The following is a 25,559-nucleotide window of genomic DNA, read 5'->3' as shown; positions in this document are numbered from 1 at the left end:
TCACACGTTGGTAGACGCGCGGTCAACAAGTCGGGTGCGGGGGATTGACGGCCTTGCTGACAAGCAGTCTCATAAGAGGTGACCGCCGGTAACTCGACGACGAGGTGTCCGAAGCCATGACCACCGTGACCGAACGAGCCGAGCTCCGCGACGCCCTCGGCCTGCTCAAGGACCGCGAGCAGATCGCCGAGCGGCTGCTCGAATCCTCGGCGAAGCACTCCTTCGACCCCGACAAGGAACTCGACTGGGACGCCCCGCCCATCGACGGCAAGTACTACTGGCCGCCCGAGCTGCTCTCCCTCTTCGACACCCCGCTGTGGAAGAAGATGGGCGAGGAGCAGCGCATCGAACTCTCCCGCCACGAGGCGGCCGCCCTCGGCTCGCTCGGCATCTGGTTCGAGATCATCCTCATGCAGCTCCTGGTCCGGCACGTCTACGACAAGTCCCTGACCAGCAATCACGTCCGGTACGCGCTCACCGAGATAGCCGACGAGTGCCGCCACTCGATGATGTTCGCCCGCATGATCAAGACGGGCGGAGCACCCGAATACCCGGTCTCCCGCACCAACCACAACCTCGCCCGCATCCTGAAGACCATCTCCACCACCCCCGGCTCCTTCGCCTGCACCCTCCTCGGCGAGGAGATCCTCGACTGGATGCAGCGCCTGACCTTCCCGGACGAGCGCATCCAGCCCCTCGTGCGCGGAGTCACCCGCATCCACGTCATCGAAGAGGCGCGCCACGTCCGCTACGCCCGCGAGGAGCTGCGCCGCCAGATGCTCACCGCCCCGCGCTGGGAGCAGGAACTCACCCGCGTCAGCTGCGGCCAGGCCGCCCGCGTCTTCTCGCAGGCCTTCGTGAACCCCCAGGTCTACGACAACATCGGCCTCGACCGGCACGAAGCGCTCGCCCAGGTCAAGGCGAGCGGCCACCGCCGGGAGGTCATGCAGACCGGAGCCAAGCGGCTCACCGACTTCCTGGACGACATCGGCGTGATGCAAGGGGTCGGCCGCAAGCTCTGGAAGAGCTCGGGCCTCCTCGCCTGAACACCCCTCACCTCGGGGTGCGGCTACCCTGCGGACATGACAGCCGTACGGGCGTACCGCAGGTTGAGCGTCGAGGAGCGGCGGGCCCAGCTCCTCGACGCGGCCCTGACGTTGTTCGCGCACCGGGCGCCGGAGGAGGTCTCGCTGGACGACGTGGCCGAGGCCGCCGGCGTCTCGCGCCCCCTCGTCTACCGCTACTTCCCGGGCGGCAAACAGCAGCTCTACGAGGCCGCCCTGCGCTCGGCGGCCGACGTGCTGCGGCTCTGCTTCGCCGAACCCCAGGCCGGCCCCCTGACCCAGCGGCTCTCCCGGGTCCTGGACCGGTACCTGGCCTTCGTCGACGAACACGACGCAGGCTTCTCCGCCCTCCTCCAGGGCGGCAGCGTGGTCGAAACCTCCCGCACCACCGCCACCGTCGACGGCATCCGCCGGGCCGCCGCCGAGGCGATCCTCTTCCACCTCGGCGTACCGGCCCCCGGCCCGCGCCTGAGCATGATGGTGCGCACGTGGATCACGGCGGTCGAGGCCGCCTCGCTGATCTGGATCGACGAGGGCAAACAGCCGGAGATCGACTCGCTCCGGGACTGGCTGGTCGACCAGTTCATCGCCCTGCTCGCGGCCACGGCCGCCACCGACCCGGAAACGGCCGCCGCGGCCCGTGCCGCGCTCGCGCTCGAATCAGCGGACGGTCCGGTGGGGGTACTGGCCCGCCGGGTGATCCCGGTGGTCTCCGAGGCGGCCCACCTGCTGTGACCCCTGAAAGCCGTGAGCTCCGAGAAGCTGTGAGCTCCGAGGAGATGTGACGTCCGAGAAGCTGTGAGACTGGAACGGTGAGAAGCCAACCCACCCCCTTCGAGGGCGGCCCGATGGACGGCCGGACCCTCCCGATCCTCCTCGGCCCGACCGGCCACCCGTCCAAGTGGTACGAGATCCCGGTCCCGGCCCCGGACGGCGGCGCCCCCACGGTGCTGCTCTACGAGCGGGTCCCCGCGGGGTACTCCAAGCGCCTCGGTCTCCAGAAGGGCTGGAAGTACGTCTACGCCCCGGGCGGCCAGAAGCCGAAGCTCCGCTGGCCCTGGACCAAGCCGACCCCGCCGGCGGCGTGAGGGCCGGGTCCCGCCCGGCCCGGCCGCGCCGGGGGAGTGACCCGGGGGCGTCACACCACGCCAGCCGGGCGTCACACCACGCCAGCCGGGCGTCACCTCACGGCAGCCGGGCCTCGACCAGGGTCAGTACGGCCTCCGCTCCGCCCCCACCGTCCGCCGCCTGCCGGAACACCAGCCCGGCCCCGATGACCTCCGCCTGTCCCACCGCGATCGTCAGCCCCAGCCCGTGTCCCTTGCTCCCGCCCCCGGTGCGGAATCGCTGGGGCCCGTGGGACACGAGGTACTCGGGATAGCCGTCGCCGTGGTCCCGTACCGTCACCACCGGCCCGTCTACCGTCACGACCACCGGCGCCCGCCCGTGCTTGTGGGCGTTGGCGACCAGGTTCCCCAGGACCCGCTCCAGGCGCCGCCGGTCCGTCTCCACGTGCGCGTCCCGCACCACGACGACCTCCGTGTCCGTCCCCGACGCCCGCACCACCCGCCGCGCGAGACGCCCGAGCTGGTGCAGGTCCGTCTCCACCACCTCGCTGCCCGAGTCGAGCCGGGAGATCTCCAGCAGGTCCTCCGTCAGCTGCCGCATCGTGCGCACCCGCTCCTGCACGAGCTCCGTCGCCCGCCCCTCCGGCAGCAGTTCCGACGCCGCCTGCAGACCGGTCAGCGGGGTGCGCAGCTCGTGCGCGACGTCCGCCGTGAACCGCTGCTCCCGCTGGAGCTTCGTCTGCAGGCTGCCCGCCATCGTGTCCAGGGCCGCCGCCACCGTCGCCACCTCGTCCTGGTGCCGCGAGGGGTCCTTCGTCCGGGGGTCCCGGACCCGTGCGTCCAGGTCGCCCTGGGTGATCCGGCGGGCCACCGTCGCCGTCTGGTGCAGCCGCCGCGTCACCCGGGTCACGGCGAAGGCCCCCACCAGCAGCGTCCCTCCGATGGCCAGGACCGACGATCCGATGATCGCGTTGTCCAGCCCGCTGATCGTCCGCGCGCTCTGCCCGTAGTCGACGGCCGCGGCCAGTGCCTTCCCGTCGGCCGGGGCCGCCGCCCACATCAGCTGCCGGCCCTCGTGCTCCGCCACGAGCGTCCCGCGCTGTCCGGCGATGGCCAGCGTGCGCAGCCCGTCCGGCAGTCCGGCCGGATCCAGCCCGGACCCCGGCGGCAGCATCTCGCCGGCCTCGTAGGCGCGCGAGGCGTCGGTCAGTTTGGCGAGGGCCTTCTCGCGGGCCGTCGCGACGGTCTGCCCGGTCACCTCCACGTGCACGAGCACACCCAGCACCGCCGCGAGGGAGCAGCACATCAGCACGATGAAGCACGCCGACTTCCAGGTCAGCGTGGCCGTCCACGAGGGCGGCCGGAGCCTCACGGCGACGCCCCCGCCGAGCCGGGGCCCGGGGACGGTCCCGGGGCGCGGCTCGGGCCGGTGCCGGGCACGCGGACGATCTGCTCCCACGTCGGCAGCATCGAGCGCTGCGTCGGGTCCCAGGACCAGGTGGTGTTCACCTCGTAGCCCGCGTTGCCGCTCGGGACCCGCAGGATCACGTCCCGTCCGGCGAGCTCGACGCTGATGACGGTGTCGGTGGTGGCCATGATCCGGTTGAGCCGGCCCTGGGTGTCCGCCGTGTACACGCGCACGGACATCTGCTGGTCGGGGTACTCGATGCCGACGATCAGCTCCTCCTTGCCGTTGCCGGTGAGGTCCCGGTAGTACGGCGTCAGCACCGGGCACTTCTTCGGATCGGCCCCGTCCGCCCCGCACGCCTCGATCGCGGCGATGGTCTCCGGAGGCATCCCGTCGGGACCGGTCTGGACGTTCGGGTGGGCCCGCAGCTCGGCCTGCACCAGGGCCGCCGGGTCGATCCCGTGCACGTTCTGGTCCTGGACGGGCGCGATCCCGGGTACGTACTCGGGCGGCGCGCCCCCCGGATCGGCGGGCGGTACGACGGCCCCCGCGCGCCCCGGCCACAGATGTACGGGCCCGCTCGCGGTCGGGGTCGCCCCGGCGCCGACCAGCCCGCCGGTGTCACCGCAGGCGCTCGCCAGCGGCAGCAGCAGCGCGGCCGCCAGGGCGGCCCGCAGACCGCCACGGACAGGCCGGCGCCGGCGTCGGGGACCGTGCGGGGAGGGAACGGATCCGGATCCGATCAACCGCCGACCCTCCTCTCCCATGAGCGTGTGCCCGTCCACAGTAGGCAGAGCCGCATCGTTTCTGCCCGCCTGCCGGGGCCTGTCCAGGGCCGGAGGGCCACCTTGCCGACGGGGTGGGAAGCGGTGCGCCTACGCGTCCGTACGCCCGCGGCGCACCATCGCGAAGCCCAGCCCGGCGGCGCCGATCGCCGCGATCCCGCCGCCCGCGGCGAGCAGCAGCATGCCGTCGCCCGGGCCGTCGGCCAGCGTGTGCAGGCCCAGCGCCTCGACGGTCCCCGCCGCACCCGAGCGCGAGGGGGCGACGGCGGGGACGACCCGGCCGTCCCGGCTCGCGGTCTTGTGCCCGGCCGTGCCGCGGCCGGCGTTCCCCGCATCGCCGAGGCCCTCGGCCCCGGCCCCGTCCTCGGCCACGCTCCCGGCCCAGGAACTGAGCCGGCCGTCGGACCGCAGCGCGAGGTGCATCGTCCCGGCGTCGCCGAAGCCGGTGCCGCCGTCGCGGCTGGTCAAGGTGGCCGCCGTGGAGCCGTCGGGATTGAGGACCTCGGCCTGGTAGGCGCCCTTGGCCACGCGGTACACCTTCGCGGTGGAGACGCCGTCCGCGAGGGACAGGGTCTTGACCAGGGTCCGCTGGACGCTCACGCCCTGCACGGAGGAAGCCGGCGGAATCCCGTCGGCGAGCGCGGCCGCCGCGGGGAACGCCAGCAGGGTGCCGGCACCCACGGCCACGGCGGCGGCGCGTACGAGCGTGCGGCGGCTGTGGCTCACGGTGTTCACGGGAGGTCCTTCGGTGCAGGTCAGGCCCTGGGCTGTCCAGGTGGGATAAACGTATGCACCGGCCGTTGCGGTAACCCGTTGCTTCTGTAACAGCCATGCCTCAGCGACCCGGCGGAGTCGTTACACGCCAAGGGCCGCACGGCACGCGCCGCGGACCGACCCCACCGGGGGATTGCCGCGGGCCGCCGGGGCTGCTCCCATGGACGCCGGGGGTGAGGACCATGTCTTCGAGGGGACTGAAGGTACTGCCGAGCGGCCGGCCGGGCCGCGGCCGGCTGTACGTGAACCTGCCCGACGGCCGGGCGGTGGCCTGGTACGACCGGCGGGCCAACCGGATCAGCGTGCTGGCGGACGAGCGCCGCGAGGAGATCCTCACGGCCTTACGCCCCTACCTCACCGGAACCGTCGCCATCGGCCCGCCACCCGTCCCCACGGCCGAGGACCTGCTGCGCCTGTCCCTCCCGCCCGACGAGGACCTGGCCCCGAACCGCCCGGGGGAGGCACACCTCGGCGCCCTCACGTACGGCACCGCGGGCACCCGCGCCCGGCACCGGCTCCGGCAAGAGCTCACGGTGAGGCAGCGGATGGGCGACGTACTGGACACCCTGGCGGAGTCGGAGGACTGGCGGGTCCTGCACTCGATCCACGCCATCGCGGACCACCTGCTCATCGGCCCGCCCGGCGTCTTCTGCATCCGCACGGTCCAGGGCCGCCGCCAGCGCGCGGTGATCGGCGACCTCCTCCTCACGGTGGGCCGCGCCGACCCCACCCCGGACCCCCGCGAAGCCCGCCGCGCGGCGGCGTACGCGACCCGCGCCCTCTCCACCCCGGTGACCCCGGTCCTGGCGGTGGTCGACGCGACCCGGCTGGAGATCGCCCCCACCCTCAGAGACGTCCGCATCCTCACCCCGGCCACCACCTCAACGTTCCTGACGAACACCCCCACCACCCTCAAACCCCCGGACGTAGAAGCCCTCTTCACCAAGGCCAGAGACCGCAGAACCTGGCACTAGCCACCCTCCCCAGCCATCCGCATCCAAGACCCGGGGGCGCAGCCGATCCAGCCGTCCGGCGTTTGAGGACCGGGGTCTGGGGCGGAGCCCCAGAGGGGTCCGGGCGCAGCCCGGCACCCCCTCCAGCCCGTCCGACGCCCGAGGACCGGGGTCCGGGCAGCGCCCGGCGGGTGGGGGACTCCGCCCCGCAGGGCCCACGGCCCCTCAAGCGGAGCTCCGCTTGCGCGGCGTCACCGCCTTCTTCGCGGCGGCGGCCCGAGCCGGCTTGGCCTCCGCGGCCTTGGCCGAGGCCGTCTTCTTCGCACCCGCCGCAGCGGCCTTCTTCTTCGCGGCAGCGCCGGCCGTCGACTTCTTCGCACTGCCGGTACCGGTACCGGCACCGGCAGCACCACCCGCCGCCGACGCAGTCGACTTCTTGCCACCCACCGCCTTCGGCGCAGCCGCCCCCGCCGCGGCCTTCTTCCGCCGAATCGGCGTGACCTCCGCCCCAGCCCCCTCGCCCTCCGCCGCAGCCGGACCCGCCGCCCCCGCCCGAGACGCCTTCGCCACCCGAACACTGTTCTCCAACGCGGCCATCAGATCGATGACCTGCCCACCCGCCCCCTCCACCGGCGGCCCCGCCGCCACCACCGGTTCACCGCCACCCGCCTTCGCTGCGACCATCGCCTCCACCGCCTCGCGGTAGTCGTCGCGCAGCGAGTCCATCTCCACCTCCCCCAACGTCGCCATCAGCGCGTCCGCCAGGTCCAGCTCGGCCTCCCGCACGGACACCGTCCCCTCGGGCGCCACCCCTTCCGGAACCCGGATCTCGTCCGGCCACAGCAGCCCGTGCATCGCGATCACGTCGTCGACGACCCGCAGCATGCCCAGCCGCTCCCGCCCCCGCAGCGCGTACTTCGCGATCGCGACCTTCCGGCTCCGCTTCAGCGCCTCCCGCAGCAGCGTGTACGGCTTGGCCGCCGTAGCCCCGCTCGCCGCGAGATAGTAAGCCGCGTCCATCTGCAACGGATCGATCTGATCAGCGGGCACAAACGAAACGATCTCAATGGTCTTCGCGGTGGCGATCGGCAGCTGCGCCAGATCCTCGTCCGTGATCGGAATGATCGACCCGTCCGCCTCCTCGTACCCCTTGCCGATCTCGGCGGTCGACACCTCCTCACCGTCCAGCTCGCAGACCTTGCGGTAGCGGACCCGCCCTCCATCGCTGACATGGATCTGGCGGAAGGAGATCGAGTGGCTCTCCGTGGCGTTCACGAGCTTGATCGGAATGCTGACCAAGCCGAAGGAGATCGCCCCGTTCCATATGGATCGCACGGTTCCTCCTGATTCGTGGCAGTCTCATCGTATGACGCCGATCACCCTGGTGGAGGGCCGTCGCATTTCGCTCAGCAACCTCGACAAGGTCCTCTACCCGGAGACCGGTTTCACCAAGGGCGAGGTCCTCCACTACTACGCCACGGTCGCGGGCCCCCTGCTCGCCCACATCCACGACCGCCCGGTGTCCTTCCTGCGCTATCCCGACGGCCCGGACGGACAGCTGTTCTTCACGAAGAACCCGCCACCCGGTACCCCCGCCTGGGTGAAGACCACTCCGGTGCCCCGCTCGGAGGAGCTCCGGGCCGAACAGGTGGTCGTCGCCGACCTGCCCACCCTGATGTGGGCCGCCAACCTCGTCGTCGAGTTCCACACCCCCCAGTGGCCGGCCGGCGCCCCCGCCCTCGCCGACCGCCTGATCCTCGACCTCGACCCCGGTCCCCCCGCCACCGTCGTCGAATGCTCCGCCGCCGCCCTCTGGCTCCGGGAGCGCCTCACCGCCGACGGCCTCCACGCCTACGCCAAAACCTCCGGCTCCAAGGGCCTCCATCTGGCGGTGCCCCTCGAACCGACCCCCTCCGAGCACGTGTCGGCGTACGCCAAGGCCCTCGCCCAGGAGGCCGAGCGCGAGCTCCCCCACCTCGTCGTGCACCGGATGACCAAGGCGCTGCGCCCCGGGAAGGTCTTCGTCGACCACAGCCAGAACGCCGCCGCCAAGACCACGGCGGCCCCCTACACCCTGCGCGCCCGCGCCCTGCCCACCGTCTCCGCCCCCGTCTCCTGGGCGGAGGTCGAGTCCTGCCGCACCCCCTCCGACCTGGTCTTCCTCGCCGACGACATCGCCCCCCGGCTGGCCCGCGAAGGCGATCTCTTCGCCCCGCTCCTCGACCCCGCCCAAGCGGGACGGCTCCCGTGATCACCGTCGCGCTCGCCGTGGCCGTACGCTCACTGCCGCGCGCGCCGGGTCTCGCGTACGAGCCCAAGTTCGACGGCCACCGCCTCGTCGTCATCCGCACCGACCGCGCTGTCGACGGGGTCGTCCTCCAGGCCCGCTCCGGCCGCATCGTCACCGCCGCCTTCCCCGACCTGGCCGCCGCCGCGCACCACCTGCCCGCCGGGACGGTGCTCGACGGGGAGGTGGTGATCTGGCACGCCGGCCGCACCGAGTTCGCGCTCGTACAGCGCCGCGCGGCCGCCGCCTCGGCCGCGCGGGCCGCCGTGCTGGCCCAGACGCTGCCGGCCTCGTACGCGGCCTTCGACGTACTGGAACTCGCCGGGCTGGACCTGCGCGCCCGTCCGTACGAGCGCCGGCGCGCCCTCCTCGTGGACCTGCTTCTGCCCCTGGGCCCGCCGCTCCAGCCGGTCCCCATGACCACGGACCCGGAGCTGGCGGAGACCTGGTACGAAACCCTGCCCGCCAGCGGTATCGAGGGCCTGGTCGTCAAACGGATGGACCAGTCCTACCCGGCCGGCCGGCGCGGCTGGCAAAAGCTCCGCCACACCAACGTCCGCGACGCGGCCGTGGTCGGCTACACGGGCACCGCCCGCCGCCCGCTCGCCCTCGTCCTGGTCCTGCCGGTCGGCGACGAGACCCCGCTGGTGTCGAGCCCCCTGACGGCGGCGCTGCGCACCGAGGTGGCGGCGGCGCTGGCCGGTCACGCCTCGCGCACCCCGCACAGCTCACGCACCTCGCAGGGCGCCACCGCCACCGCCACCATCACGGCGATCGGCCTCGGCGAGGTCCCCTTCCACTCCCTGGACCCGCCCCTGACGGCCGAGGTCCGCCACACCTCGACCCGCCACCCGCCACCGGAGGTCCTGCGCCTGCGCACAGACCTGTGACCCGCGGCGAAGGGCCGCGGGCCACGGTCAACGGGTCGGTTCGGACGGTCGGACGGTCTCAGGCGGTTCGTTCCGCCCCTCAGGCGGGCTTGGCGCCGCCCAGGGGCGGCAGGGTCGGCGGCTGCTTCCGTGCCGGCCGCGGGTTGGGGTGCTCGTACCCGGATTCCCGTTCGGCCCGCGCATCGTCCTGATGGCTGTGGGTCCGGGAGCCGAAGTTCCCGTACCCCTGCATCTCGTGCGGGCGCAGTCCGCTCTCGGGGAATTCGACGTACTCCCGCTCCTCGGAGACCTCGTGCACCGCGCCGCCGTCGGGCAGGTGCGGCTGGCTCTCGGGAGTGGGGGGTGCGGGTTCCTGTGCCCGGACCCGCTTGCCCAGCATGAAACCGCCGAGCAGGAAGCCGACCACGAGGAGCCCGACGACGAGGAACCACGCGATGTTGGTCAGAGTTCTGTCCACCGCGAGGAAGATCAGAGTCGTGTCCATACAACCCATTTTCCCGCATCGGCGACCATTTCACCCGATCGCGCCCCCGACCCGCCTTCTCACCCCTTGAGCGGCCCGTCCGCGTCCCGCACCCCACGCACTTCCCTGCCCCCGAGCACCGCCAGGATCTCCGCGCAGATGGCCAGCGCCGTCTCCGCCGGAGTCTGCCCGCCCAGGTCCAGGCCGATCGGCCCGTGCACCGTCCGCAGCCGCTCCTCGCTCACCCCGGCCGCGAGCAGCCCCTCGCGGCGCCGCGCGGTGGTCTTGCGGGAGCCGAGCGCGCCGACGTACGGAATCCCGAGCGCGAGCGCGGTGCGCAGCGTCGGCACGTCGAAGTCCGGATCATGGCTCAGCATCGCCAGACAGGCGGCGTCCCGCCGCACGTCGAGCACCTTCTCGGCCTCGGCCACAGACCCGACGACACTCACGTCCCACCCGAGCAGCCGGGCCTGAGCCTCGATGACCTCGGCCAGCTCCCCGCCCCCGCCGATCACCACGTACGGAGCCGACGGATAGGCCTCCACGAGCACCAGCCCGGACCCCGCGTACAGCGCGTCCCGCCCCGGCCGCCTGGTCCTCAGCAACTCCCCGGCCCGCCGCTCGGCGTCCCCGGACGGCTGATCGGCCCCCCGCACCACGACACTGACGGCCTGATCCGCCCGCTCGTTCAACTGGGTCACGAGCGCGACCCCGACCCCCTGCCCGAGCAGCTCCCACCACTCACCGGGAATCGCACGGAGCGGCTGCAACAGCACCTCGGCCTGCCCACCACACGTCAGCTTGGCCTCAACAGCCTCCCCGGCGCCCACGGAAACCTCACACACCCGCGCGGTCTCCCCGCCCCCCATGGAGGCGGCCTCCGCCACCAGCTCGGCATCGAACACCCCCCGGTACAGGGCCCCGACGCACTCCCCGCGCGCATCCACGAGCACGGCCCCGGCCGGATCCCGCGGACCGAACCCCTGCTCGGTCACGGGCCGTGCCAAAAACCCGACCCGCCCCTCGGCCACCCACTGCCGCGCCGTCTCCACCAAGTCACGCATCTCGCGCCGCCCCATCCTCACCGTCAGAGCACGCCACAAAGCCCCGGACCAGCAACCCAAGTGGCCTCCCCACCAACCTACGCACGCCCACCCCCACCCCCCACCCCCCAAAACCCACAGACCCACCCCCACATCCTTCGTACGGACCACCGGAACGCTCGGCGTTCGACCGGTCAGCTGGGCGAGGGCTCCGGGGTCAGCGACTCCTCACCGATCCGGCTCCCGGACCGGTAGACGGTGACGACCCCGTCGTGGATCTCGTAGCGGTAGGGGTCGTTGCGCGCCGTGTAGCCGGCGGCGGTCTTCTCGGCGCGCATGGCGATCCCCGGCTCGCGCTGGTCGCTGAACTCACCGAAGTAGTAGAGCTTTCCGCCCGTGGTCCGGCACAGGGTGATCTGCTTGTTCTTCGTGCGGAACGCGCCGTCCAAGGTCGCCCCTGCGCCGTCGGGGATGGACTTGGCGATCCGGCTCGGGCAGGTACCGGCACTGCTCGTGGGGGTGTCGGAGGAGGGTGCGGCTCCGTCGCCGCCTTCGAAGCCGAGCAGGGTCGAGCAGCCCTGGCTGAGGGCGTACAGGGCGATCGGGACGACGATCAGCGCGAGGCAGCCCTTGCCGCCACCGCCGCTCTTCCCGGCGGGCGCGACCCATCCGGCGGGAGGCATCCAGGGCCCGGGGTCCGGCGCGGGGGGTGCGGGCGGAACGTAGGGCGGGGGCGGCGCCGAGGGGTGTGCCCCGGACGGGACGTAGCCGACGGTGCTCGGCGGCGGGAAGAACGCCTCGCCGCGCGGCGGGGTCGGGTGCGCCGTGGACGGCCGGGCGCGGGTGGAGCCGGGGCGGGAGCCGGCTGCGGTGCTACGACCTCCGGCCGTGCTCTTCGCCCCCGTGCCGGTACGGGGGCCGGGGCGTCCGGAAGCTCCCGCCGACCGGGCCGACCCCGCCGACCCCGCCGACCCCGCCGACGGGGGAGTACGGGCACTCGTACCGGTGGCCGGGCGGGCGCCGGGCACCTTCGGTGCGGCCTTCTTCGCCGTGGCCTTCGGCGCGCTGCTCTCGGCTTCCGTCCTCTTGGTGTCGGTCCTCTTCGGCGCCGCCTTCTTCGCCGAGGCCTTCTTCGCCGAAGCCTTCCAGCCGGTACCGCAGGCGATGCACGCGAGATCGGTGGGGTCGTTGCCCGTGCTGCACTCGGCACACGTCCACCGCCCGGGGGCCGCGCCGCTACGACGGGTTCCGCAGATGGTGCAGCTCTTCTTCTCCGGCCCGTTGAACGCGTCGCAGTCGCGGCACCGCCAGTTCGCCTCGGTCACTCGGGGTTCCTTTCACGTCCCACGTGCGGACCGGCACTCACACCGCCGACCCGGCTGCCATCCGGTCGAGGACCTCCGCGTACAGCGTCTCGCTGATGCCGGAGGCGGGTGAGACGAGCCACTCCGGGTCGTCGGGCGCGATCCGTACGAGGGCTGCGTCGTCATGGTCGTGCCCGGCCCCGGCCCCGGCCCCGGGGCCGGGTTCAGGCGGAGCGGTCTCGGGGATGGAGTGAGTGCGGCGCAGCAGTTCCGCGAACTCCTGCGCCTCGATGCGGCGTTCAGCGGGAACGGCCAGACGGATGATGATCAGCCCGTCGCCTTCCCCGTCCTGCTGGCGGAAGCGCAGGATCAGCTGATGCGTGCCGTCCTGATCGCGCAGGCTGACGGACTCGCAGTTCCTCGCGAACGCCCTGAACGTGCCCCAGGTCCACCCGAAGGTGAGCGATGCCGGCTCGTCAGAGGAGTCCTTCGGCGTCTCGTCGAGATAGAAGTGGGGCCAGCACAGCAGCCGTGTCACAGGCTGTTCGCGATCGTCTCGATGATCTCGTCCATCTCGAACTCCTCCAGCCCGTCGCCGGCCTTCGACGCGAAATGCAGTGTCAGGTCCCACTCCTCCGCGATCGGGTCCGACCACGGAGCCTGATCGGGAGCGAAGAGCACGAGTCGCTTGGCCGACTGCTCCATCACGGACGTCTGGCTGCGGGCGTACCCCCACTGCTCGAACAGGTCGTCCAGCGACCGGGGGATCACCGCCGGGTACGTCGCAGCGGTCACACCGACGGTGCCGAGCGGGTGGGCCGGGGCGTCCGTGAACATGACCACCACGTGGCGGCGACGGTCCAGGCCCGTCTCCCAGGGGGAGTTGATGGCCAGGGCCAGGGCTTCCAGGCCCGACTCGGGGATGTCTCCGCCGCCGGTGGCGTCGATCGACTGCACGAACTTCTCGAACTCCCGGGCCTGGTCGGGCAGGCGGAGGAACGGGGTCTGCTCAATGGCATCGGACGGATCGTCCCCGAAGTCACGGAAGGCGATGACCTTGAGCCGGAGCTGGCTGATCGCCTTGCCCTTCTTGCCCATCACCTCGTCCAGCCGGTCGTGGAACTGCAAGGCGCTCGACTAAAGAGCGACGCCGGCTGCGGCAACGGCTGTGATCGGATCCACGTCTTCCCCCGGTCCTACGCGTGTGCCGGGTGTCCTCTGACCGGTCACACGGGCGGGCAACAACATTAAGAGCAGCGGAAGTTCCTGAACCCCCTCCTTGAAAGGATGGCCGAAACCCGGCCCGCGCCGAAAGCGCACCAAGGGCTGCACGCAAGGCTCAGACCGCCCGACACGCCTCCTCCGCCCATGAAAAAATGGGCGTGAAACGTATGACCGCTCCGAACGCGAACATGACAGGGCCCACACCCGCCTCCCCGCCCATCGGCCCGGCAGCGGCGCAGCCGTTCGGCCGACGTGAGTACGACGCCCCGGTACGGGACATCCGCAAGACCTCGTCCGCGCCCGGCGGTAGGCCGGGGATGCGCGCGGCGTCCACCACCGGGTCGGCGCCAGGTCGCTCAGGGACGCCGGGACGGCTCCGCCGCGGCGGTGAAGTGGGCGGCGATCCGGAGCAGTTCCCGGGCCTCGTCCTGCGGGGTCCTGAGATCCGGGTGCCGGACGGAGTCGGCGTATGCGGCGGGGACGGCCGGCCGCCGTCCGCCGTGGCGTGCGGCGAGGGCGGCGTGCAGCTGGTCGGCGGTGATCGCGGCGGCCAGTTCGCCGTCGCGCAGGCCGAGGCCGCGGTGCCGGGTGCCGGAAGCCTCGCGGACGGCGGGTTCCAGATGGACGGCCAGCGCCCACTGGCCGTCCCGGATCTCCACGCAGCGCCGGTACAGCTGCCAGCTGACGTCCCAGACAGGCAGGTTGACGCGGGTGGGGCGGCGGCCCGGCTGGAGGGCGATCGCGGGCATGGAGCGGTGCATCACCTCCCACAGCGGCCCCAGCGTCCGGTACTGCTGCTGTGCGCGCAGCCAGCGCCGTACGCCCGGAACCAGATGCACGCCGAGCGCGGGGACCAGGAATCCGGTGAGGACCAGGAGGGTGCCGCCGTCGGCGCAGGCCCAGGCGAGATGTTCCACGGCCGGCGGGATGCGGGCGTCGCCGCGCACGGCGGCCAGCAGCGCGGTCAGCCGGATCGCGCAGTAGCCGAGGGTGAGCAGGGCGCCGGCTCCGGCGATCCGCAGGCCGCGCGCCACCCACACCTCGTCGGTGCGGCGGGCGGCCCGCAGGCAGCCGACGGCGAGGAGCGCCTGGCCGGCGCCGTACGCCGAGATGTACAGCCCCAGATATGCCTGGTAGACGCCGACGCCGAGATGGCGGGCCGTGAACGTCTGGGGGGTGGTCGGCCCCGTCGCCGGGAGGAGTGCGAAGAGCAGCACCAGGCCCGCGATCACGGCCGCGCCCGCCAGCAGGGAGGTCCGGGCCGCCCGGCGGGCCGCGTCCGGCGCCAGGATCCAGCAGGCGAGCACGACCGGCTGAAGGGAAATCTGGGCGATCACGCAGACGAACGAGGCGAGGAGGGCGATGGAATGACTGTCCGTCACCTCGCCGAGATGGATCCAGGTGGGTTCCAGGGACACCAGGAAGGACAGCGCGCAGAAGCCGTACACCCCGGCGAGCGCGGTCAGCGCGGTGTCACGGCGGTGCCTGCGGGCCGGCCGCAGCAGGAGAAGGAACCCCGCCACGGCCAGCGTCAGACAGAGGGGATGGAGTAGCTGCTGCATGGTGCGGGCCGGTCACCGCCACCCGCGGAGCAGCGTCCGGGCAGCCCGGTCCTGGCGGGCGGTCCGCCGTCGCGCCGGCCGGTGCAGCAGGTACTGGAGGTGGGTGCCGATCAGTTCGGCCTCCCGCTCCTCCTCGTGCACGTAGTCGGTGCGGCCGAGCATCACCCGGACCTTCGCCGGGTCCAGGTGCGGGACGAGCCGGTCCAGCGGGTCGGCCGTCGACTGTTGTTGCTGCGCGGCACCGGCGCCCGTGCCCGTACCCGTGCCCGTACCCGTGCCCGTACCGGCGCCCGTACCAGCGCCCGCGCCCGGGTCCGTGGCGAGGCCGCGGGTGAGGCCGTGGCCTCGGATGATGTGCGCGATCTCGTGGGCGATGATGTGGTCCTGGTGCACCCGGCTGGTGTTCTCGTGCACGAAGATGTAGTCGATGCCGGCCGCTGTGCGGATCCACATGCCGCAGATGCCCTGGAAGCTGTCGGCGGGCGCGGGCGCCAGACGGATGGGATGGCCGGAAATTCTCTGGATGGCCGGGATCAGTTCCCGGACATCGGCGGCCGGTGGAAGGTCGAGCTCCTTCACGAAGCGGCGGCTGAGGCGCCGTGCTCTTCGGTCCGACTCCGTTGCGGCGGCTCGGAATTCCGGCTTGACGTGCGGCTTAGAGAACATCGGCAGTGGTCACCTGGCCGTTGTTCGTGATGGATGGATCAGCCCCGTTGCTTGCCATACGTTCCATCGCAGCATGGCGACCCGATAGACGTATAGGAGATTTCAGGACACTCTCGGCCCGCTGTCGGCGTCGCCGAGGCCTTCCAGCTCGCGGACCCGCTCGATCATCTCGGTGATCGACTTCAGGCTCTTCTCGGACAGCCCGGCCGTCCGCAGCGCCACGTGCTGCACCTTCGCGTCGCGCAGTGCGGCGAGCAGGCCCAGTTCCGCGTCGACGGCGTCGGTGACCCGGTCGTCGAAGAAGTAGGCGGGCGGCACCCCGAAGAACTGGGCCAGCCCTTCCAGATGGCGCAAAGTCGGATTGTCGCGCTGCCCCTTGCGCAGCAGCCAGATGTAGCTGCCCGAGATCGGGATCCGCTCCGCCGTGATGGCCCGCGCCACTTCCTCGACGCTGTACGGGCCCCGGCCGGCGGGGGCCGTGTGGGCGAAGAGGTGTTCCAGCTTCTCGGCCAGTGACTTCGGGGTTGCCGACGGCCCCGTCGGGTCCGCCTGACCCGACCGGTCCGCCTGATCTGCCTGATCGGCCATGACGTACCTCCCTCTCCGGCGCGCACCCTATCACCACACTGGTGTGTGAGATTCACAATCTCGCAATCAATACCAGTTGACGGCTTGATCAAGTCGCGCCTAGAGTCGCGCCATCGACTGGTGTTTCGATGAAACCGATAAGGATCGAACCTCAGTTGACACCGATGTGGGTCGTTCTCACCCACCCCCACCGAAAGGGAATGTCATGGCCAAGATCGCGGCCTTTATGAACCAGCAGGACATGGGCCCCATCGCGGAGAGCAAGCTCTCCGTCGACGGCACGCCCGTCATGGCCACCCCGGCCGTCATCGCCGTTCCGGCCTCCGTGAAGATCACGGCCGGAATCGTCGCCTTCACCATTCCGGTCGGTGCGTACGTCACCGGCCGCGTCGTCAACTGATTCCGGATTCCGGCCGTCGCGCCGGATGACACCAGAAAACAGGGAGGGGTACAGATGAACAGCATCACCGAGAGCGTCCGCGTCATCGCGGGCGCGACGCTGTCGCAGGACTCGGGCGAGCGGACCACCAGAATGATGCCGGTGGCCTTCACCCCGGCCGTCCTGGTCGCCACGCCGTACGCCGCGGGCGGGCTGGCGGCCGGTGCCGCGGCGGTCGGCGCCTACGAGGCCGGCCGGGTCGCCGCCAAGGGCTGATCCCCGCCGGATCGGCGGAGTATTCGCCATCGCTCCACAAGCGGGAACAAGGGCTGTCCGGCCGCGCTGGAATCGCGGCCGGACAGCCCGTCCATGCTAACCGAACGCCAATCGAAGCCATTTGCCGAGCCGAGAGGTAGGCGCGTTTTGCGGTACATAAGGAAACTAGCCTCGGCGGTTTTCTCGCCCGTTCCGGTTTCCCGGGACCGGGCCCTGGGGATTTCGGAGCGGCTGTCCGCCCTCACCACGCTCTCCTCCTCCCTGGAATACCTGAACCAGCGGAAACACCTGGAGCCCGGCGGGCTCAATGACTGGGACATCATGAAGAAGTCCCCGGAGTCCACCAACCCGGTCATCCGGAAAATCAGCAATGCCGTCGCGCACCACGAGGTCACCCTCGCACTGCACGCCGCCCGCGCGGCCGTCGGTGTCGGCATGCTGCTGCCGGGCAACAGTCGTTGGCGCGGCGCCGGCAGCCTCTTCCTCGGCGGCACCACCTGCCTGCTGGCCGCCCGCCACCGTTACGGCACCGACGGCTCCGACCAGGTCGCCACCCTCGTCCAGGGCGCCACCGGCCTCGCCCGGCTCTCCCGCAACACCCAGACCCAGGACGCCCTCCTCTGGTACGTGGCCCTGCAGGCCAACCTCTCGTACGCGGCCTCCGGCTGGGTCAAGCTCCTCGGCGAACGCTGGCGCGACGCCTCCGCGCTCCCCGGAGTCATGCGGACCCGGACCTACGGCTCCGAGAAGATCTACGAGCTGACCCAGCGCCACCCGAAGACCTCCAAGTACGTCCAGCACGGCGTGCTCGCCCTGGAATGCCTCTTCCCCCTGGTCCACCTCGCGGGCGGCCGGCTCACCCGGCCCGTCCTGGCCTCCGCCGCGAGCTTCCACGTCGCCAACGGGTTCATCATGGGCCTCGGCCGCTTCATGACGGCCTTCCCCTCCATGCACCCGATGGTCGCCTACACCACCACCCCCGCCTCCCACCCCGCCGTTGCCGGCCGCGACGACCGGGCCGTGAAGGCCGCCGGACTGCTGCTGGCCGCCGGGGTCGCGGCGAGCGCGGCGCTGGCCGCGCAGCGCCGCTCCACCGTCCTGGAGGGCTGGCCCACCTCCCGCAGGTTCGTCACCCGCCACGGCAACGAACTGCTCTACGAGACCGGCGGCGACACCGGCGACACCTTCGGCACCGGCGACGCCTTCGGCCCCGGCCACAGCGACGAGCCCGTCCTCGTCTTCGCCGCCGGACTGGCCTCCACCTCCGAGCACTTCGCCTGGATCACCGAGCGCTTCGTCAACGAGACCGACCACCCGGTGGTCTCCTACGCGCGGGCCGGCTACGGCGGCAGCCTCCGCCGCACCACCGCCCCGTACGAACTGGCCGAGTCCGTGGACGACCTGGAGGACCTGGTCCGCGGGGTCCTGCCGGCCGGTCGCAAGGTGGTCCTGGTCGGCCACTCCCTCGGCGGCGAGATCATCCGCCGGGCCGCCGACCGGCTGTCGGACCGGCTGGCCGGCCTGGTCTACCTGGACCCCGCCCACCCCGCCGAACTCCAGCGCTCGCAACGGCAGAGCGAGGGCTCCAAGGCCCTCAGCGAGACCATCGCGCAGGCATCCCGATACCTCCGCCTGGGTAGCGGAATCCTGATGAGCCGACCCGAATGGCTGGACCGGCTGCCCAAGGAATACCGGCAGCGGGTGTTCGCCCAGTACACCGACGCCCGGCTGTGGACCGCCGGCAAACGCGAATGGGAAGCCGTCGAGAAGGACTTCCGCGCCTTCGACGGCACCATCGCGCCGCTGCCCGTCCCCGGCCTGATCATCGCGGCGCAGCAGACCGTCGACCAAGACCCCGAGCAGCTGCTCCTCTACAACGAGCTGTCCTACGCCCACCCCGGCCACGGCGAGACCGGCGGCATCGAGGTGGTCGAGGGCTCCGACCACGACTCCCTGCTCACCAACGCCGCCCACGCCCACCGCGCCGCCGACCTGATCGCCGCCTTCCTCGCCGAGGTCCCGGCCGCCCGTGTCCCGGCCGACGCCGGGAAGGGCGAGCCGCAGGACCAGCCGCAGGACGCGGCCCGTACGGAAGGAACCGCCCGATGAACCCCGGCACCCTGCTGAAGTCGGCCTTCACCGGCGAGGGCGCCTGGGCCCGGGTGCTCGGCGCCGGAATGCTGGTGGCCACCGTCGCCGCACAGCACCCGCACCCGGCCTTCGACCGGCCCCGCACCAGGGACGTGTACTCGCTCGTCCCCAACTGGAAGTTCTTCGCCCCGAACCCGGCGGTCCACGACTTCCACTACGTGTACCGGACCCTCGACCCGGCTGGTGTGACCGGCGACTGGCAGGAGATCGAGATGATCGAACCGCGCCGGCTGCACCAGGCGTTCTGGTTCGCCTCGCGCCGCCCCGAAAAGGCCGTCTTCGACATCTGCACCGCCGTGCTCCAGCTCGCCGCCAAGGGCGGCGCCGGCGCCGCCCAGACCAACTCGGCGTACCAGGTGCTGCTCGGCTTCATCCGGCACACCATCCGTGAACGGCACCCCGAAGGCACCGTCCAGGGCTTCCAGTTCTCCGTGGTCCGCGCCTCCGGCCACGACACCACCGAGGATCCGGAACCCCTGTTCCTCTCCCCGTACACCCCCCTGGACCGGCCGGCGAAGGCCGGCCACCCGACCGCGGTCTGACCCCCCGTCCGACCCCACCGTCCGACCCACCGACAGAGAGGTGCCCACCCATGGCCGGCGCAGTCGAGGACATCGGCTACGGAACGCAGTTCGCGTCCTGGTACCACCGCATATTCCCCACGGACGCGAGCGTGGCAGCCGTCGCCGACACCCTCGCCGCCCTCCACCCCGACCCCGGGTCCGGCACCCTCGAACTCGGCGTGGGCACCGGCCGGATCGCCCTCCCGCTGGCCGAGCGCACCGGCCCGGTCACCGGGGTGGACTCCTCCCCGGAGATGCTCGACCTGCTGGCCCGGACCCCCGGCCCCGGCCCCGGCAGCAACCGTGCCGAAGTCACCGGAATCCACGGAGACATCCGCACCTACACCGACGACCGCCGGTACGGCCTCGTCTACGCCGTGTGCGGAGTCCTGTCGATGCTGCTGACCCCCCAGGACCAGCAGGCCATGTTCCGCCGGGCGGCCGACCTGCTCACCCCCGGCGGCCGGCTGGTCGTCGAGACGGGCAACCGGCCGGCCGTGGAAGCCCTCCACGAGGGCCGGTCACGCATCACCCTCTTCACCCCGTACTCCGAGCCGGGTACCGGACTGCAGACCCACTCCACCCTGCCCCCCGGATCCGACCTCTGGCAGTGCTCCCACATCTGGTACGAATCCGACGGAAGCACCCGGGTCGGCACCGAACTGTCCCGGCCGATCACCCCCGATGAAGCGGACGCCCAGGCTCTGGCCGTCGGACTGGTCCCGGAGGGCCGCTACAGCGGCTGGGACCTGTCCCCGTACGACGAGCGGTTCCCGCTCTTCCTCACCACCTATCTGAAAGGGGCCTGAGATGAGCACCCAGCGGGCCGTCTGGTTCGTCACCGCCCTCGCCGTGGCGGTACCCGTCATGGCCGTGATGTTCCGCGAGGACGGCCGTTTCACCAGCCAGTCCTGGACCAAGGGGCTGATCTTCGGCACCGCCGTCGCGATCGTCGCCGCCATCGCCGCGGGCCGGGCCCGGCAGTGAACACCGCGGCGATCGCGGCCCGGCACCGTACGCTCCTGGGCACCGGCATCCTGCTGGGCGTGGCCGGCACGGCCGCCACCCTGCTCCAGCCCCTGCTCATCGGCGACCTGATCGAGGCCGTCGCCCTGGATCGCTCGCCGGTCTGGCCGATCGTCCTCATCGCGAGCCTGTTCGTGGCCGACGCGGCCCTGGCCGCCGGGCACTTCTACCTGATCGGGCGGGCCGGCGAGAACATGGTTCTCGACATGCGGACCACCCTCACCGGCCGGCTGCTGCACTCCCGGCTGGGAGCCTTCCACCGGCTCGAACACGGCGACGTGTTCACCCGTACCGTCGCCGACACCTCGGTGGCCCGGATCGCGCTGTCCTCCTCGCTGTCCCAGATCATCACCTCGGCCCTCACCACCATCGGCTGCATCGCGGTGATGGCCTGGATCGACTGGCAGATGCTCCTGGTCACCGCCGGCTGCCTCGGCGTCGCCTCCGCCGTCGCCCTCGGCCTGGCCCGCGCGGTCCGGGCCGCCGCCGTCACCAACCGGGAGGACACCAGCGACTTCGGCTCCGGTCTGCTGCGCGTCCTGGGCGCCCTGACCACGGTGAAGGCATCCCGCGCCGAAGCCCGCGAAGCCGAACACATCGGCGAACTGGCCGACGCCGCCCGCCGCAGCGGCATCCGGGTGACCCGGCTGACGGCCCTGCTGATGCCCTCGATGAACGTGGGCACCCAGGTCTCCCTGGCCGTGGTCATCGCCTGGGGCATGGCCCGCACCGCCACCGGAGAACTCCCCATCGAAGACCTCACGGCCTTCATCATGTACCTGTTCTACCTGGTCAGCCCGCTGGTCATGCTCTTCATGTCGCTGGGCGAACTCCAGCAGGGCCGCGCCGCGGTGGACCGCGTCCGGGAACTGGCTGCCATAGAGCAGGAGCAGGCCTCGGCGCAGGAGCAGGCCTCGGCACGGGGACAGGTCTCGGCACAGGAACGGGGATCGGTGCCGGGGTCCCAGCCGGGACCGGAGCCGGGACAGCGCCCGGAAGCGGCCGGAGCCATCGAATTCAGGGAGGTGTCGTTCCGGCACCACGGGGCGGCCGCCCCCACCCTCGACGGCATCTCCTTCACCCTCCCCCCGACCGGCGTCACCGCGGTCGTCGGCCCCTCCGGAGCCGGCAAGACCACCCTCTTCCAGCTGATCGAACGCTTCCACGCCCCCGACCGGGGCAGCATCCACCTCGGCGGCACCGACACCGCGGCCCTCCCCCTGGACGAACTCCGCGCCAGGATCGGCCTGGTGGAACAGGAGTCCCCGCTGATGCGCGGCACCGTACGGGAGAACCTCACCTACGCCCGCCCCGATGCCACCGAGGCCGAGATGGCCGAGGCGATACGCGCCGCCCACCTCGACCAGGTCGTCGAAGCCCTCCCGCAGGGCCTGGACACCCCCCTCGGCGAAGGCGGCACCGGACTGTCCGGCGGCCAGCGCCAGCGCCTGGCGATCGCCCGCGCCCTGCTCACCCGCCCCGACCTGCTCCTCCTCGACGAGGCCACCGCCCACCTGGACGCCGACGCCGAAGCCGCCCTCCGGCAGACCATCGCCGAGGTCGGCACCCGCTGCCACGTCCTCACCATCGCGCACCGGCTCTCCGCCACCATCGACGCGGACCGCATCCTGGTGGTCGAGGACGGCCGCCTCCGCGCCCGCGGCTCACACACCGATCTGATGGACCGGGATCCCACCTACCGCCGCCTCACCACCCGCCAACTGGCCCCCGCAGCCGAAGGGCCGGCCCGTTGAGCCGCCACCCCGACGCGGCCGTCGTCGGCACCGGCCCCAACGGCCTGGCGGCCGCCGTCACCCTGGCCCGCGCCGGCCTGCGCGTGGTCCTGTACGAACAGGCCGACACCATCGGCGGCGGCCTGCGGACCCGGTCCCTGTTCGACAGCGACATCCGCCACGACACCTGCTCAGCCGTCCACCCGATGGCCGCCGCCTCCCCCTTCTTCACCGCCTTCGACCTCCCCTCCAGAGGCGTCCGGCTGCTCCAGCCCGAGATCCCGTACGCCCACCCGCTGGCCGGCGGCCGCTCCGTCGCCGCCTGGCGGAGCATCACCCGGACCGCCGAACAGCTCGGCCCGGACGGCCCCCGCTGGGCCCGGCTGATGGGCCCCTTGGTGGAACGCTCCGCCGCGGTCGTCGAACTCCTCCTCTCCGATCTCCGCCATCCGCCCCGCGACCCCGTGGCGGCGGTCCGCCTGGCCACCCGGGTCCTCACCCACGCCCTCCCGCGCAGCCCCTTCACCACCCCGGAGGCCCGCGCCCTCCTCGCCGGCGTGGCCGCGCACGCCGTCGGACCGCTGCCCTCACTCGCCTCCGCCGCCGTCGCCATGCTGCTCGGCCACACCGCGCACAGCACCGGCTGGCCCCTCCCCGAAGGCGGCAGCGACCGCATCGCCCACGCCCTCGCGGAGGACATCACCGCGCACGGCGGCGAGTTCGTCACCGGCCACCGCGTCCGCGACCTCGCCGAACTGACCGGCATCCCGCTGGTCCTCCTGGACGTGGGCCCCACCGAGTTCCTCCGCCTGGCCGGCGACCGGCTCCCCGCCCGCTACCGGCGCGCCCTCACCCGCTACCGGTACGGGCCGGGCGCCGCGAAGGCCGACTTCCTGGTGTCCGGCCCCATCCCCTGGGCGGACCCCCTGACCGGCCGGGCCGGCACCGTACACCTGGGCGGCAGCGCCGAGGCCGTCACCCGCCAGGAACGGGAGGTGGCGGCCGGCCGGCCCGGCTCCGCCCCCTTCACCCTCGTCGTGGACCCCGCGGTCACCGATCCGGGACGCGCCCGCGGCGACCGCCGCCCGGTCTGGGCGTACGCCCACGTACCCAACGGCGACACCCGCGACCCGGTCGACCTGATCCGCCGCCGCATCGAGGAGTACGCCCCGGGCTTCACCGACACCGTCCTGGCGTCCCGCGGCCGGGCCGCCGCGGACTGGGAGGCGTACAACCCGAACTACGTGGGCGGCGACATCGCCGCCGGGGCCCTCACCCTCAAACAGTCCCTGGCCCGCCCCACCCTCCAGGCCGACCCCTACCGCACCCCGCTCCCCGGGGTCTACCTCTGCTCGGCGGCCACCCCGCCCGGCCCCTCGGTGCACGGCATGTGCGGCCACCTCGCCGCCCGGACAGCCCTCCGCCGCCACCACGGCCTGCGCACCGCCCCGCCCCTCTCCCCCCAGAGGCCCACCCCATGACCCTTAGCCCCACCTTCCATACGACCCTCCGTACGACCCTCTGGAAGCGCCACGGCCTCCTCTTCGCCGCCGGCACGCTCTGCGTCCTCGCCAACACCGACGGCCTGAGCCCCCTGTGGTTCACCGGCCTGTTCCTCCTCGCCGTCGGCGGCACCATGCGCTGGACCCTGACCCGCCGCCAGCGCCCGACCGGCGACCACCCCCCGGTCCCGATGCGCATCCCCGTCGAAGGCCCCTGGACCGCACACAACAGCCCCGCCGACAAGGTCCCCAGCCACACCCACAGCCACGCCCAGACCTACGCCATCGACCTGATCCACCACCCCGCCGGGGGCCCCGAGGCGCCCCCGTTCACCAACCTCTGGCCGCTGGCCCGCCGCCCCGAGCACTACCCGACCTTCGGCCGGCCGGTCCTGGCCCCCGCCGACGGGGTGGTCGTCGCCACCGCGCACCGCATGCGCGACCACTGGACCCGCTCCTCGCTCCCGTCCTTCGCGTACCTCTACCTCGAAGGCTTCGTCCGCAGCCTCGGCTGGCCCTGCCACCTCTGGGGCAACTACATCCTTCTGGACACCGGCGACAACGTCGTCGCCGGCTTCGCCCACCTCCGCCGCGGCTCCCTGCGCGTACGCCCCGGAGACCACGTCCGAGCCGGCCAGCACCTGGCGGACTGCGGCAACTCCGGAAACTCCTCCGAACCCCACCTCCACTTCCAGCTCATGACCACCCCCGACCCCACCACCGCCCAAGGCATCCCCTTCACTTGGCACTACCACCCGGTCACCGAACCCCCCCGAACCGGCATCCCCTCCAACACCACCCTCTTCACGGGGTGACATTCGCCCTGCCCGGACCGATGACCGCGACCTCCCGGACAAGCCGGCCAACGCGTTGCACGAGCCCGGCAAGGCCTGCGGAAAGGGCTGCCGCCGCAGCGGAGACGGCGGCTCACCGAAAGCGGCGGACCCTCGCCAACGCCATGCACCACGCCGCGGATCTAGGCGAGTTCCCGGAACCCCCGCTGCCCGCCGTGCGGTGGCAGAGCCCACGGTTGCCAATGACGCAAACAAGCAGGCGCGTCGGGCGCCGCTTCCGCAGCCGCACAGAGCCGCAGTCGGCTGCACAAACGCGAAGACCCCGTCTCAGCAAACTCGCTGATGGCGGGGTCTTTGGGCACTCCTTACGAAGTGCCCCCGGCAGGATTCGAACCTGCGCACACGGCTCCGGAGGCCCCGTGCGTCTCACACGTTCCAGCAGGTCAGAAGCCTATCGAGGTCCTGCAGAGTCCCAGCGGTCCACGAATAGGCCGCGCAGGCTCACTTCTTCCTCCGCAGCTTCCGCATCTTCGCTTCAGCTTCCTTCTTCTTGCGCTGCGCGACACCGTAAGAGGTCCAAGCCCCCTGGTGCTTCGAGCACTGCCCGCTTCCGATGATCGCCTTGTTCCGACAACGGCGACCATCCTGCGTCGCCGAACCGCACAGCGGCTGCGTCATCTCGCCCCCTCCATCGGCCCTCGCCAGCACCACGACGATGGCGCAGGCAGTGGGACATGGAGAGAGCGCACAGAGGGTCGATCGAAGCTCAGGGGCGCACGCCCGCCCGCAAGACGGGACACCATGAGCTTGGGAATCACCGATCTTGCCTGCGCGATCCCGCCCCTGACCTGTGCAAATGGGTGCGAGGGAGAACCCGCGGGCCGACCCTGTCACCCGCTGTTTACCGCTGCTCCCTGCCCTACCTGGCACGGTACAGCCGGGGTCTGGTGGGGACTATCCAGGACGCCGATCGCACGCCACGCCGTACGGCCACCCCGTGAGCCGCCTCTTACTCCCACCAGTTTGGTTTTCGCCTGGGGCGCCCCCGGGCGCCGGT

At 72.1% G+C, this 25,559-nt stretch carries 28 protein-coding genes; 15 read left to right on the top strand and 13 right to left on the bottom strand.

The features are described from left to right. Positions 1-116: 116 nt before the first annotated feature. The 3 genes from OG276_RS11385 to OG276_RS11375 all read left to right on the top strand — a co-directional run bounded on the left by OG276_RS11385 (position 117) and on the right by OG276_RS11375 (position 2,152). On the top strand, positions 117-1,046 hold the full coding sequence (locus OG276_RS11385; RefSeq protein ID WP_266904513.1) for a diiron oxygenase: 930 nt from the start codon (positions 117-119) through the stop codon (positions 1,044-1,046). Positions 1,047-1,082: 36 nt separating this feature from the next. Then, entirely contained in the window at positions 1,083-1,799 is a 717-nt protein-coding gene (locus OG276_RS11380; protein WP_266904511.1) for a TetR/AcrR family transcriptional regulator, read from the top strand. A 77-nt stretch (positions 1,800-1,876) separates the two neighbouring features. Next, positions 1,877-2,152: a hypothetical protein gene (locus tag OG276_RS11375; RefSeq protein WP_266904509.1), complete on the top strand. Its 276-nt coding sequence runs from the start codon at positions 1,877-1,879 to the stop codon at positions 2,150-2,152. 97 nt (positions 2,153-2,249) lie between these two features. Here the strand turns inward: OG276_RS11375 and OG276_RS11370 are convergent, their stop codons facing one another. From OG276_RS11370 to OG276_RS11360, 3 genes are all read right to left on the bottom strand, one after another. After that, the gene (locus OG276_RS11370) at positions 2,250-3,503 is read right to left on the bottom strand and encodes a HAMP domain-containing sensor histidine kinase (RefSeq protein WP_266904507.1); all 1,254 of its coding nucleotides are present in this window, start codon (positions 3,501-3,503) and stop codon (positions 2,250-2,252) included. After that, a complete protein-coding gene (locus tag OG276_RS11365; RefSeq protein WP_266904505.1) occupies positions 3,500-4,285 on the bottom strand; it encodes a hypothetical protein in 786 nt (261 codons plus the stop codon). The genes OG276_RS11370 and OG276_RS11365 overlap by 4 nt, the downstream gene beginning before the upstream one ends. A gap of 129 nt (positions 4,286-4,414) precedes the next feature. Then, complete coding sequence (locus tag OG276_RS11360) at positions 4,415-5,059, bottom strand: hypothetical protein (RefSeq protein WP_266904503.1); 645 nt, start codon at positions 5,057-5,059, stop codon at positions 4,415-4,417. Between the two features lie 221 nt (positions 5,060-5,280). Here OG276_RS11360 and OG276_RS11355 point away from each other — a divergent pair, with 221 nt between their 5' ends. Then, entirely contained in the window at positions 5,281-6,072 is a 792-nt protein-coding gene (locus OG276_RS11355; protein ID WP_266904501.1) for a nuclease-related domain-containing protein, read from the top strand. 204 nt (positions 6,073-6,276) lie between these two features. Here OG276_RS11355 and OG276_RS11350 read toward each other — a convergent pair whose 3' ends face one another. Further along, positions 6,277-7,386, bottom strand: a complete 1,110-nt coding sequence (locus OG276_RS11350) for a Ku protein (RefSeq protein ID WP_266904499.1) — start codon at positions 7,384-7,386, stop codon at positions 6,277-6,279. Positions 7,387-7,417: 31 nt separating this feature from the next. On the opposite strand from OG276_RS11350, the gene ligD reads away from it, so the two are divergent. Together ligD and OG276_RS11340 are read left to right on the top strand one after the other, a co-directional pair. After that, on the top strand, positions 7,418-8,302 hold the full coding sequence (ligD, locus tag OG276_RS11345) for a non-homologous end-joining DNA ligase (protein WP_266904497.1): 885 nt from the start codon (positions 7,418-7,420) through the stop codon (positions 8,300-8,302). After that, positions 8,302-9,228 (top strand): ATP-dependent DNA ligase, encoded by a 927-nt coding sequence (locus OG276_RS11340; protein WP_266912709.1) that lies wholly within the window; start codon positions 8,302-8,304, stop codon positions 9,226-9,228. Before ligD ends, OG276_RS11340 begins: the two co-directional genes overlap by 1 nt. A 79-nt stretch (positions 9,229-9,307) precedes the next feature. Here OG276_RS11340 and OG276_RS11335 read toward each other — a convergent pair whose 3' ends face one another. From OG276_RS11335 to OG276_RS11300, 8 genes are all read right to left on the bottom strand, one after another. Next, positions 9,308-9,712, bottom strand: coding sequence for a DUF6479 family protein (locus OG276_RS11335; protein WP_266904495.1), 405 nt, complete (start codon positions 9,710-9,712; stop codon positions 9,308-9,310). 59 nt (positions 9,713-9,771) lie between these two features. Continuing rightward, positions 9,772-10,755, bottom strand: a complete 984-nt coding sequence (locus tag OG276_RS11330; RefSeq protein ID WP_266904494.1) for an XdhC family protein — start codon at positions 10,753-10,755, stop codon at positions 9,772-9,774. Between the two features lie 173 nt (positions 10,756-10,928). Further along, complete coding sequence (locus OG276_RS11325) at positions 10,929-12,059, bottom strand: Ran-binding zinc finger domain-containing protein (RefSeq protein WP_266904492.1); 1,131 nt, start codon at positions 12,057-12,059, stop codon at positions 10,929-10,931. Between the two features lie 37 nt (positions 12,060-12,096). Further along, complete coding sequence (locus OG276_RS11320) at positions 12,097-12,576, bottom strand: hypothetical protein (RefSeq protein ID WP_266904490.1); 480 nt, start codon at positions 12,574-12,576, stop codon at positions 12,097-12,099. Beyond that, positions 12,573-13,166, bottom strand: coding sequence for a VWA domain-containing protein (locus tag OG276_RS11315; RefSeq protein ID WP_266904488.1), 594 nt, complete (start codon positions 13,164-13,166; stop codon positions 12,573-12,575). Before OG276_RS11315 ends, OG276_RS11320 begins: the two co-directional genes overlap by 4 nt. Positions 13,167-13,618: 452 nt before the next feature. Then, the gene (locus OG276_RS11310) at positions 13,619-14,824 is read right to left on the bottom strand and encodes an MAB_1171c family putative transporter (RefSeq protein WP_266904486.1); all 1,206 of its coding nucleotides are present in this window, start codon (positions 14,822-14,824) and stop codon (positions 13,619-13,621) included. 12 nt (positions 14,825-14,836) lie between these two features. Further along, on the bottom strand, positions 14,837-15,403 hold the full coding sequence (locus tag OG276_RS11305) for a hypothetical protein (protein WP_266904484.1): 567 nt from the start codon (positions 15,401-15,403) through the stop codon (positions 14,837-14,839). Positions 15,404-15,592: 189 nt separating this feature from the next. Further along, positions 15,593-16,078 carry a helix-turn-helix domain-containing protein gene (locus OG276_RS11300; protein ID WP_266904482.1) on the bottom strand — a complete coding sequence of 162 codons (486 nt, stop codon included), beginning with the start codon at positions 16,076-16,078 and terminating at the stop codon, positions 15,593-15,595. A gap of 205 nt (positions 16,079-16,283) precedes the next feature. Between OG276_RS11300 and OG276_RS11295 the strand changes: the two genes are divergently transcribed. From OG276_RS11295 to OG276_RS11255, 9 genes are all read left to right on the top strand, one after another. Further along, complete coding sequence (locus OG276_RS11295) at positions 16,284-16,478, top strand: hypothetical protein (protein ID WP_266904480.1); 195 nt, start codon at positions 16,284-16,286, stop codon at positions 16,476-16,478. Between the two features lie 54 nt (positions 16,479-16,532). Next, on the top strand, positions 16,533-16,733 hold the full coding sequence (locus OG276_RS11290; RefSeq protein WP_266904478.1) for a hypothetical protein: 201 nt from the start codon (positions 16,533-16,535) through the stop codon (positions 16,731-16,733). 321 nt (positions 16,734-17,054) lie between these two features. Continuing rightward, entirely contained in the window at positions 17,055-18,842 is a 1,788-nt protein-coding gene (locus OG276_RS11285; RefSeq protein ID WP_266904476.1) for an alpha/beta fold hydrolase, read from the top strand. Further along, entirely contained in the window at positions 18,839-19,426 is a 588-nt protein-coding gene (locus OG276_RS11280) for a hypothetical protein (protein WP_266904474.1), read from the top strand. The genes OG276_RS11285 and OG276_RS11280 overlap by 4 nt, the downstream gene beginning before the upstream one ends. A gap of 50 nt (positions 19,427-19,476) precedes the next feature. Continuing rightward, on the top strand, positions 19,477-20,256 hold the full coding sequence (locus tag OG276_RS11275) for a class I SAM-dependent methyltransferase (protein ID WP_266904472.1): 780 nt from the start codon (positions 19,477-19,479) through the stop codon (positions 20,254-20,256). 1 nt (position 20,257) lies between these two features. Further along, on the top strand, positions 20,258-20,434 hold the full coding sequence (locus OG276_RS11270) for a hypothetical protein (protein WP_266904470.1): 177 nt from the start codon (positions 20,258-20,260) through the stop codon (positions 20,432-20,434). Further along, entirely contained in the window at positions 20,431-22,227 is a 1,797-nt protein-coding gene (locus OG276_RS11265; RefSeq protein WP_266904468.1) for an ABC transporter ATP-binding protein, read from the top strand. The genes OG276_RS11270 and OG276_RS11265 overlap by 4 nt, the downstream gene beginning before the upstream one ends. Continuing rightward, positions 22,224-23,687 (top strand): NAD(P)/FAD-dependent oxidoreductase, encoded by a 1,464-nt coding sequence (locus tag OG276_RS11260; RefSeq protein WP_266904466.1) that lies wholly within the window; start codon positions 22,224-22,226, stop codon positions 23,685-23,687. The genes OG276_RS11265 and OG276_RS11260 overlap by 4 nt, the downstream gene beginning before the upstream one ends. Continuing rightward, entirely contained in the window at positions 23,684-24,523 is an 840-nt protein-coding gene (locus OG276_RS11255) for a M23 family metallopeptidase (RefSeq protein ID WP_266904464.1), read from the top strand. The genes OG276_RS11260 and OG276_RS11255 overlap by 4 nt, the downstream gene beginning before the upstream one ends. 480 nt (positions 24,524-25,003) lie before the next feature. Here the strand turns inward: OG276_RS11255 and OG276_RS11250 are convergent, their stop codons facing one another. Beyond that, entirely contained in the window at positions 25,004-25,180 is a 177-nt protein-coding gene (locus OG276_RS11250) for a hypothetical protein (protein ID WP_266904462.1), read from the bottom strand. Positions 25,181-25,559: the final 379 nt, after the last annotated feature.

This window comes from Streptomyces sp. NBC_00086 (assembly GCF_026343255.1).
Lineage (GTDB): Bacteria > Actinomycetota > Actinomycetes > Streptomycetales > Streptomycetaceae > Streptomyces.
This window is presented reverse-complemented; position numbering and strand designations above follow the sequence as displayed.

Coding starts and splice junctions, on each gene's coding strand:
- OG276_RS11385 (WP_266904513.1), top strand. CDS start 117: ATGACCACCGTGACCGAACGAGCCGAGCTCCGCGACGCCCTCGGCCTG.
- OG276_RS11380 (WP_266904511.1), top strand. CDS start 1,083: ATGACAGCCGTACGGGCGTACCGCAGGTTGAGCGTCGAGGAGCGGCGG.
- OG276_RS11355 (WP_266904501.1), top strand. CDS start 5,281: ATGTCTTCGAGGGGACTGAAGGTACTGCCGAGCGGCCGGCCGGGCCGC.
- ligD (WP_266904497.1), top strand. CDS start 7,418: ATGACGCCGATCACCCTGGTGGAGGGCCGTCGCATTTCGCTCAGCAAC.
- OG276_RS11335 (WP_266904495.1), bottom strand. CDS start 9,712: ATGGACACGACTCTGATCTTCCTCGCGGTGGACAGAACTCTGACCAAC.
- OG276_RS11330 (WP_266904494.1), bottom strand. CDS start 10,755: ATGCGTGACTTGGTGGAGACGGCGCGGCAGTGGGTGGCCGAGGGGCGG.
- OG276_RS11310 (WP_266904486.1), bottom strand. CDS start 14,824: ATGCAGCAGCTACTCCATCCCCTCTGTCTGACGCTGGCCGTGGCGGGG.
- OG276_RS11300 (WP_266904482.1), bottom strand. CDS start 16,078: ATGGCCGATCAGGCAGATCAGGCGGACCGGTCGGGTCAGGCGGACCCG.
- OG276_RS11295 (WP_266904480.1), top strand. CDS start 16,284: ATGGCCAAGATCGCGGCCTTTATGAACCAGCAGGACATGGGCCCCATC.
- OG276_RS11290 (WP_266904478.1), top strand. CDS start 16,533: ATGAACAGCATCACCGAGAGCGTCCGCGTCATCGCGGGCGCGACGCTG.
- OG276_RS11285 (WP_266904476.1), top strand. CDS start 17,055: ATGAAGAAGTCCCCGGAGTCCACCAACCCGGTCATCCGGAAAATCAGC.
- OG276_RS11280 (WP_266904474.1), top strand. CDS start 18,839: ATGAACCCCGGCACCCTGCTGAAGTCGGCCTTCACCGGCGAGGGCGCC.
- OG276_RS11275 (WP_266904472.1), top strand. CDS start 19,477: ATGGCCGGCGCAGTCGAGGACATCGGCTACGGAACGCAGTTCGCGTCC.
- OG276_RS11270 (WP_266904470.1), top strand. CDS start 20,258: ATGAGCACCCAGCGGGCCGTCTGGTTCGTCACCGCCCTCGCCGTGGCG.
- OG276_RS11255 (WP_266904464.1), top strand. CDS start 23,684: ATGACCCTTAGCCCCACCTTCCATACGACCCTCCGTACGACCCTCTGG.
- OG276_RS11250 (WP_266904462.1), bottom strand. CDS start 25,180: ATGACGCAGCCGCTGTGCGGTTCGGCGACGCAGGATGGTCGCCGTTGT.